The organism is Mycobacterium sp. TH-M103 (assembly GCF_057473785.1).
Map to the genome: position 1 here is coordinate 1 of NZ_JBYCLG010000315.1, position 7,169 is coordinate 7,169.

General features: G+C 68.7%; 9 protein-coding genes and 1 pseudogene. 6 read left to right on the forward strand and 4 right to left on the reverse strand.

Annotated elements, in window-relative coordinates; all coding sequences use genetic code 11:
* Window positions 1-577: SDR family NAD(P)-dependent oxidoreductase (locus AC2VOR_RS17425; RefSeq protein WP_486964210.1), on the reverse strand; the 577-nt coding region annotated here is incomplete at its 3' end.
* A gap of 19 nt (window positions 578-596) precedes the next feature.
* The gene (locus AC2VOR_RS17430; RefSeq protein WP_369736742.1) at window positions 597-1,343 is read right to left on the reverse strand and encodes an SDR family oxidoreductase; all 747 of its coding nucleotides are present in this window, start codon (window positions 1,341-1,343) and stop codon (window positions 597-599) included.
* A gap of 100 nt (window positions 1,344-1,443) precedes the next feature.
* Here AC2VOR_RS17430 and echA20 point away from each other — a divergent pair, with 100 nt between their 5' ends.
* Genes echA20 through ipdC form a run of 4 tightly spaced genes read left to right on the forward strand, consistent with a single transcriptional unit; the run spans window position 1,444 to window position 4,899 of the window.
* A complete protein-coding gene (gene echA20, locus AC2VOR_RS17435) occupies window positions 1,444-2,202 on the forward strand; it encodes a (7aS)-7a-methyl-1,5-dioxo-2,3,5,6,7,7a-hexahydro-1H-indene-carboxyl-CoA hydrolase (RefSeq protein WP_369736741.1) in 759 nt (252 codons plus the stop codon).
* Window positions 2,199-3,083 carry a cholesterol ring-cleaving hydrolase subunit IpdA gene (gene ipdA / locus AC2VOR_RS17440; RefSeq protein ID WP_369736740.1) on the forward strand — a complete coding sequence of 295 codons (885 nt, stop codon included), beginning with the start codon at window positions 2,199-2,201 and terminating at the stop codon, window positions 3,081-3,083. The genes echA20 and ipdA overlap by 4 nt, the downstream gene beginning before the upstream one ends.
* On the forward strand, window positions 3,080-3,832 hold the full coding sequence (gene ipdB / locus AC2VOR_RS17445; RefSeq protein ID WP_369736739.1) for a cholesterol ring-cleaving hydrolase subunit IpdB: 753 nt from the start codon (window positions 3,080-3,082) through the stop codon (window positions 3,830-3,832). Before ipdA ends, ipdB begins: the two co-directional genes overlap by 4 nt.
* A complete protein-coding gene (gene ipdC, locus AC2VOR_RS17450) occupies window positions 3,829-4,899 on the forward strand; it encodes a (3aS,4S,5R,7aS)-5-hydroxy-7a-methyl-1-oxo-octahydro-1H-indene-4-carboxyl-CoA dehydrogenase (RefSeq protein ID WP_369736738.1) in 1,071 nt (356 codons plus the stop codon). The genes ipdB and ipdC overlap by 4 nt, the downstream gene beginning before the upstream one ends.
* A 15-nt stretch (window positions 4,900-4,914) precedes the next feature.
* On the opposite strand, the gene AC2VOR_RS17455 is transcribed toward ipdC, so the two are convergent.
* Window positions 4,915-5,304, reverse strand: a complete 390-nt coding sequence (locus AC2VOR_RS17455; protein WP_369736737.1) for a VOC family protein — start codon at window positions 5,302-5,304, stop codon at window positions 4,915-4,917.
* Window positions 5,301-5,977: pseudogene (locus AC2VOR_RS17460) on the reverse strand (DUF899 family protein). Before AC2VOR_RS17460 ends, AC2VOR_RS17455 begins: the two are co-directional and overlap by 4 nt.
* A gap of 106 nt (window positions 5,978-6,083) precedes the next feature.
* Between AC2VOR_RS17460 and AC2VOR_RS17465 the strand changes: the two are divergent.
* Window positions 6,084-6,707 carry a TetR/AcrR family transcriptional regulator gene (locus tag AC2VOR_RS17465; RefSeq protein WP_486964211.1) on the forward strand — a complete coding sequence of 208 codons (624 nt, stop codon included), beginning with the start codon at window positions 6,084-6,086 and terminating at the stop codon, window positions 6,705-6,707.
* A 50-nt stretch (window positions 6,708-6,757) separates the two neighbouring features.
* Window positions 6,758-7,169, forward strand: a 412-nt coding sequence (locus AC2VOR_RS17470; RefSeq protein WP_486964212.1) for a SatD family protein, incomplete at its 3' end; no start/stop codon positions are given.

The window sequence follows — 7,169 nt, forward strand, 5'->3', positions numbered from 1 at the left end:
CCATCTCGGCGGCGCCGACGAGCGTCATCGCCGCGATGCCGGCCTTGGCGGCGCTGTAGTTGCCCTGCCCGACGCTGCCCTGCAGGCCCGCACCGGAACTGGTGTTGACGATCCGCGCGTCAATGTCTCCCGGGGCCTTGCCCGCTTTGGACAGCCCGCGCCAGTACGACGCGGCGTGGCGCATCATCGCGAAGTGACCCTTGAGGTGCACGGCGACGACGGCGTCGAACTCCTCTTCGCTGGTGTTGGCCATCATTCGGTCGCGCACGATGCCGGCGTTGTTGACCACGACGTCCAGGCCACCGAAGGTCTCGACGGCGGCCCGGACGAGGCTCTCGGCCTGGCTCCAGTCGGCGATGTTCGACCCGTTGGCCACGGCTTCCCCACCGGCCGAGATGATTTCATCGACGACGCCCTGCGCGGCGCTGCCACCGCCCGCGGGCGAACCGTCCAGACCCACCCCGATGTCGTTGACCACCACCCGCGCGCCCTCGGCGGCGAAGGCCAGCGCGTGCGCGCGCCCGATGCCGCCGCCGGCTCCGGTGACGATGACGACGCGGCCGTCCACCAAGCCCATACCGTTGCTCCTTAACTCGTTACTTGTTGGCGCTCGAGGCGGCCAGATACGGCGGGGGCTCGCCGCCGCCGTGCACCTCCAGCGTGGCACCGCTGATGTAGGAGGCCACATCGGAAGTCAAAAAAGCTGCGGCCCAGCCGACGTCGTCCGGCTTGGCCAGCCGGCCGAGCGGCACGTTGGCGGCCACGCGGGCGACCGACTCGGCGTCGCCGTAGAACAGCTCGGACTGTTCGGTCTCCACCATGCCGACCACCACGGCGTTCACCCGCACCTTGGGAGCCCACTCCACCGCCAAGGTCGACGTGAGACTCTCCAGACCCGCCTTGGCCGCCCCGTAGGCAGCCGTACCCGGTGTCGGCCGGCGGCCGCTGACGCTGCACACGTTGACGATCGAACCGCCTCCGGGCTGCTGTTGCATCAGGGTATTCGCGTGCTGCGAAACCAGCAGCGGCGCAAGCATGTTGAGCTCGACGATCTTGCGGTGGAAGTTGTGTGTGGCCTCGGCGGCCAGCGCGTACGGCGAACCTCCGGCGTTGTTGACCAACACGTCGAGGCGGCCATGGCGTTCGCCGATCGCGCCGACGAGCCGCGCCACCGAGTCCTCGTCGCGGACGTCGCACGCATGGAATTCGTACGGCGACCCCTCGACGGCGCGGCGCGCGCAGGTGACGACGGTCGCCCCCTGCCGAGCGAAAACGGCGCTGATACCGGCGCCCACCCCTCGAACGCCGCCGGTGACGAGGACGACCCGTCCGGCCAATGCCAAACTGACGGCTTCTCCGGAAGGGAGGCATCCTTCGGCGCGGGTCACTGTGCTAGCGTACCAAGCAAGTGCTTGCTTAGGTAGCGACGCCCCCAGGAGTGCAATGCCGATCACAACCACCACCGCCGAACCGGGCATCGTCGCGGTCACCGTCGACTTCCCGCCCGTCAACGCCATCCCCTCGCGCGGCTGGTTCGACCTCGCCGAGGCGATCACGGCCGCCGGCAACGACTCCGACACCCACGTGGTGATCCTGCGGGCGGAGGGCCGCGGCTTCAACGCCGGCGTGGACATCAAGGAAATGCAACGTACGGAAGGGTTCACCGCCCTCATCGACGCCAATCGCGGCTGCTTCGCGGCATTCCGCGCGGTCTACGAATGCGCAGTGCCGGTGGTCGCGGCGGTGAACGGCTTCTGCGTCGGCGGGGGCATCGGACTGGTCGGCAACTCCGATGTGATCGTGGCCTCCGACGACGCCACCTTCGGGCTGCCGGAGGTGGAACGGGGCGCGCTGGGAGCGGCGACCCACCTGTCGCGGCTGGTGCCCCAGCACATGATGCGGCGGCTGTTCTTCACCGCGGCCACCGTGGATGCCGCCACCTTGCACCACTTCGGCTCGGTGCACGAGGTGGTGCCGCGCGAGCAACTCGACGAGGCCGCGCTGCGGGTGGCGCGCGACATCGCCGCCAAGGACACCCGCGTCATCCGCGCGGCCAAAGAGGCGCTCAACCTCATCGACGTGCAGCGGGTCAACTCGAGTTACCGTATGGAGCAAGGCTTTACGTTCGAGCTGAACCTCGCGGGGGTGTCCGACGAGCACCGCGACGCGTTTGCCGGAACGACGAAGGGCAAAACGGAGTGACCGACAAGAGGACCACGCTCGACGAGGCCGTCGCGCAATTGCGCAGCGGCATGACCATCGGCATCGGCGGCTGGGGTTCGCGGCGCAAACCCATGGCGTTCGTGCGGGCCATGCTGCGCACCGACGTCAAGGACCTCACCGTGGTGACCTACGGCGGGCCCGACCTGGGCCTGCTGTGCTCGGCGGGCAAGGTGAAGCGCGTCTACTACGGCTTCGTCTCGCTGGACACGCCACCCTTCTACGACCCGTGGTTCGCCAAGGCGCGCACCGCCGGGTCGATCGAATCCCGCGAGATGGACGAGGGCATGCTGCGGTGCGGCCTGCAGGCCGCGGCGCAACGCCTGCCGTTCCTGCCGATCCGCGCCGGGCTGGGCAGTTCGGTCCTCGACTTCTGGGAGGGCGAACTGAAGACCGTGGCGAGCCCGTACCCGGCACCCGGCGGTGGGCAGGAGACGCTGATCGCCATGCCGGCGTTGCGCCTCGACGCCGCATTCGTGCATCTCAACCTCGGTGACGAGCGGGGCAACGCCGCCTACACCGGCATCGACCCCTACTTCGACGACCTCTTCTTGATGGCCGCCGAGCGGCGCTACCTGTCGGTGGAGCGGGTCGTGTCGACCCAAGAGCTGGTGAAATCGGTTCCCCCACAGTCACTGCTGGTGAACCGGATGATGGTCGACGCTGTCGTGGAAGCCCCCGGTGGTGCCCACTTCACCACGGCTGCAACGGATTACGGGCGCGACGAGAAATTCCAGCGGCACTACGCCGAGGCGGCCGCCACGGAGGAGGGCTGGCAGCAGTTCGAGCAGATCTACCTCTCGGGCAGCGAAGACGACTACCAGGCAGCCGTGCGCAAGTTCGCAGAGGAGGCGGCGAAGTGAGCAGCACCAGAGCCGAGATCTGCGCGGTCGCCTGCGCCGAGTTGTTCAGGAACGCAGGCGAGATCATGGTCAGCCCGATGACGAACATGGCCTCGGTGGGCGCGCGTCTGGCGCGGTTGACCTTCTCCCCCGACATCCTGCTGACTGACGGCGAGGCGCAGCTCCTCGCCGACACCCCGCCGCTGGGCAAGACCGGCCCCCCAAACAACATTGAGGGCTGGATGCCCTTCGGCCGGGTTTTCGAGACCCTGGCCTGGGGGCGCCGGCATGTGGTGATGGGCGCCAACCAGGTGGATCGCTTCGGCAACCAGAACATTTCGGCGTTCGGCCCCCTGCAGCGTCCGACCCGGCAGATGTTCGGCGTGCGCGGTGCACCCGGCAACGCGATCAACCATGCGACCAGCTACTGGGTCGGCAACCATTCGAAGCGGGTGTTCTGCGACGCCGTCGACATCGTCTGCGGCATCGGCTGGGACAAGGTCGACCCGGCCAATCCGGCGTTCCGTTTCGCCAACACCTATCGCGTGGTGTCCAACCTCGGGGTGTTCGACTTCGGCGGGCCGGAACACACCATGCGCGCAGTGTCCCTGCACCCGGGCGTGACGCCCGGCGACGTCCGGGAGGCCACCTCGTTCGAGGTGCACGGCCTTGACGGCGCCGACGAAACCCGGCTGCCGACCGACGAGGAGTTGCGGCTCATCCGGGAGGTCGTCGATCCGAAGTCACTGCGGGACAGGGAGATTCGGTGAGCAGGCTGCGCACGCCGCTGACCGAGTTGGTCGGCGTCGAGCACCCGGTCGTCCAAACCGGCATGGGCTGGGTGGCCGGCGCCCGGCTGGTATCGGCCACGGCCAATGCCGGCGGGCTGGGCATCCTGGCCTCGGCCACCATGACGCTCGACGAGCTGGCGACGGCCATCGGCAAAGTGAAGGCCGCCACCGACAAGCCGTTCGGGGTGAACATCCGCGCCGACGCGGCCGACGCCTCCGACCGCATCGAGCTGATGATCCGCGAGGGCGTCAAGGTGGCGTCGTTCGCCCTGGCCCCCAAACAGGAGCTGATCGCCCGGCTGAAAGAAGCCGGGGCGGTGGTCATCCCGTCGATCGGCGCGGCCAAACACGCGCGCAAGGTCGCGGCGTGGGGCGCCGACGCGATGATCGTGCAGGGCGGCGAGGGCGGCGGTCACACCGGGCCGGTCGCGACGACGCTGCTGCTGCCCTCGGTGCTGGACGCGGTGGCCGGCACGGGGATCCCGGTGATCGCGGCGGGCGGCTTCTTCGACGGGCGCGGGCTGGCCGCCGCGTTGAGCTACGGCGCCGCCGGGGTGGCGATGGGCACGCGGTTCCTGCTCACCTCGGACTCGACCGTGCCCGACGCGGTCAAGCGGCGTTACCTCGAGGCCGCGCTGGACGGCACGGTGGTCACCACGCGGGTCGACGGCATGCCGCACCGCGTGCTGCGGACCGCCCTGGTCGAGAAGCTCGAGAGCGGTTCCCAAGCACGTGGTTTGGTCGCCGCGGTGCGTAACGCCGCCAAGTTCAAACAGATGTCGCAGATGACGTGGCGGTCGATGATCACCGACGGCATGGCCATGCGGCACGGCAAGGAGCTGAGCTGGTCGCAGGTGGTGATGGCCGCGAACACGCCCATGCTGCTCAAAGCCGGTCTGGTCGAGGGCAATACCGAGGCCGGGGTGCTGGCCTCCGGCCAGGTCGCCGGCATCCTGGACGACCTGCCCTCGTGCGCCGAGCTGATCGAGCAGGTCGTTCGCGAGGCGATCGAGCACCTGCAGTCGGCGGCCGCTTTGGTGCAGTGAGCGCTCAGCCGCGATTCAGGATTCGACGACCAGCAGCGTGTGCCCGCTAGGGTCGCGGAACCAGAACATCGGCGGGACCGGCTCGCCCATTCGCGACACCTGCGCGTCGACGTCGACGCCGAGTGCGGCCATCGCCGCGTGGGTGGCGTCGATGTCGCTCGTGGACAACGTGATACCGGTGTTGGTCGGTTGCACCGTTCCGGCGTCCGACGGCGGCGGAGCCAGCGCGATGCCGGTCGAGCCCTCGGGCGGATAGACCTCGATCCACCGGTAGCCGCCACCGAATGGCTGATCGGTTCGCTTCTCGAACCCGAGCGACTCGTAGAACTCGACCGCTTTGTCCTGTTCGGGTGTCGGTACGCACACCAGGCTGATCGTGGTCAGGCCGGTCGTCATGGAGGTCATCTTGCTCCTTCCGGTTGGGCATCAGCGGCAGCGCGGTAGGCTCGGGCGATGTCCTGGGAGCCGGCCCACCCACGGTAGGTCGGCCGCCGGGGCCAGCCGTCCGGGGAGTCCTGCCATTCTTCCTGGCGGCCGTACGGCAAAAGATCGATCGACGCGAACGAGGGGCTGAGCTGTTCGGTTCCCCGGCCGTTGGTGTGCCAGGTTCGGTAGACCCGCTCCCCCTGGCGCAGAAAGACGTTGACCGCAAAGCCACCTCCCGCTGGGGCACCGACATCCGCACCGAACGGACTGTTGGCGGTGGAGTACCAGGTCATCCTGGTTGCCCACCCGCCGCTTGTATTCGAGCACTTCGTCGATGGGCCCCTGGGTGACGATGACAAACCGGGCGTCGTAGTTGTCCAGGAACTCCTGACGGGTGTACTGCGACGTGCATCCCGGGCACTGCCACGTTTCGCCGGGAGACCACATGTGGCTGTAGAAGATCAACTGCGATCTGCCGCCGAACACGTCGGCGAGCCGCACCGGTCCGCTCACCCTCCACGACGTAATCGGGCATCGCGACCATGGGTAGCCGCCGGCGCTGCGCGGCGATCGCATCGAGTTCGCGGGTAGCCGCCTTCTCCCGGGCCCGCAAAGCGTTCAGTTCGCGCTGCCACAACCGCTCTTCCACAATCGACGGCAATGCTGCGGAGCTCACGACACCACCTCCGATCTCGATGTTCACAGCGTCAACATGATAATGTGGACACCGTACACTTCCAGCCCGAGAAGGGTCAAGCGTGGCCACCTTGAAGACCGGCTATCACCATGGGGATCTGCGCACCGCGTTGGTCGACGCCGGCCTGTACCTCACCCGGACCGGAGGACCCGGAGCGCTCACCATTCGGGAAGCGACTCGGCGAGTAGGGGTTTCGCCCAACGCCGCCTATCGCCACTTCGCCGATCGGGAGGCCCTGCTCGGCGCCGTCGCCATCGCGATCCAGCACCGGATGGCGGCGCGGATGCAGAGCTTGACGCGCCGGCGCGGCTCCACGCGGCCGCAAACGATCGATCGGCTCCGCGCGGTCGGGCTCGGCTACATCAAATTCGCACTCGACGAGCCGGGGTGGTTCACCGTGGCCTTTTTCGGAGCCGGTTCCCCGACCGGCGAGACCGCGGGCGCGCCACCGTATGTGGCGTTGGTCGAGGCGCTCGATGCGATGTCGGAGGCGGGAACGCTGTCCCCTGAACGACGCGAAGGCGCCGAATGGCCCTGCTGGTCGGCGGTGCACGGATTCGCCGAGCTTGCCCTGCGCGGACCGCTGCGTCACGCCGGTCGCCGCCGGGTCGAGGCGCTGGCGGAACGCACGGTCGACGACATCATCGCCGGCGTGACCGCGTCCGCGAACCGCGACGCCGGCTAGGCGATTAAGCAAATAGCTGCATTCAGCTCGGATTAATCTATAGTCTTCATATAGCCCGAGTGAAGCGCAATTCTTCACCAAGGGCGGCCGTGATTGGTGACGTCGTGGCATCCCGGCGCGCCGTGGACCGGTCCGCCCTGCACCGACGCGTAAGTACCGCCCTGCGCGAGGTCGCCGACGGCGCGATCGACGCCCCCGCCTTCACCGTCGGCGACGAGTTCCAGGGCAGCTACCCCACGGTCGGCGCCGCCATCGACGCCGCGCTGCGCGTGCGACTGCTCCTCGCCCCCGCCGTCGACGTGCGCTTCGGCATCGGCTGGGGCCCGATCACCGTCCTGGACCCCGAGGCCGGCATCCAGGACGGGCCGGCGTGGTGGGCCGCGCGCGAGGCGATCCAGGCGACCGCACAGACGCAACGGCAGCCCGGCTTCACGCTGGTGCGCACCACCTTCCGGGCGGACG

Excerpts from the sequence above, each read along its gene's own strand:
- echA20 (WP_369736741.1), top strand. The coding sequence starts at position 1,444 with ATGCCGATCACAACCACCACCGCCGAACCGGGCATCGTCGCGGTCACC.
- AC2VOR_RS17455 (WP_369736737.1), bottom strand. The coding sequence starts at position 5,304 with ATGACCTCCATGACGACCGGCCTGACCACGATCAGCCTGGTGTGCGTA.